The organism is Pseudomonas sp. SB113 (assembly GCF_040754745.1).
Taxonomy (GTDB): domain Bacteria; phylum Pseudomonadota; class Gammaproteobacteria; order Pseudomonadales; family Pseudomonadaceae; genus Aquipseudomonas; species Aquipseudomonas grimontii.
This window is the reverse complement of the sequence record NZ_JBFMHW010000218.1, coordinates 1-424: the sequence shown is the minus strand read 5'-3', so window position 1 is coordinate 424 and position 424 is coordinate 1. Positions and strand designations below refer to the sequence as shown.

The following is a 424-nucleotide window of genomic DNA, read 5'->3' as shown; positions in this document are numbered from 1 at the left end:
GTACATGCTTTCCTGCGCGAAAAGCAGGATCGCGTCGAGCTTGCGCTCGGCCATTTCAATGATCAGCCGGTCGCGTCTTGCGTCAAATTCGGAGCGTTCAAAATGCAGCGCCATCAAATATTCTCCAACACGATTGCCGAGATTTGTCGTCCATAATCGGGTTCCTTGCGGTGCGTGGTGCGCCGGTAGGAATAGAAAAGCGCCTCTTCCTCATAGGTGCAGCGGTTCAGGCATTCCGCCGTCACACCTGCCGCCCGCAGCCGGTCCACCGTATAGGTGTTCAGGTCGAACATCGAATGCCCGGCATTCGATGAAGGCGAGAAATACGCATCATTGCCTGCATCCGCCTCGATGAAACGCGCGACGAATTCAGGCCCCACCTCGTAATTCTTCGCGCTTATCGAAGGGCCGAGCACGGCGAAGA

The 424-nt window shown here is 56.4% G+C and carries 1 protein-coding gene; it reads right to left on the bottom strand.

The window, feature by feature from the left end:
• Positions 1–113: 113 nt before the first annotated feature.
• Positions 114–424: laccase domain-containing protein (locus tag AB1462_RS32245; protein ID WP_367249183.1), on the bottom strand; the 311-nt coding region annotated here is incomplete at its 5' end.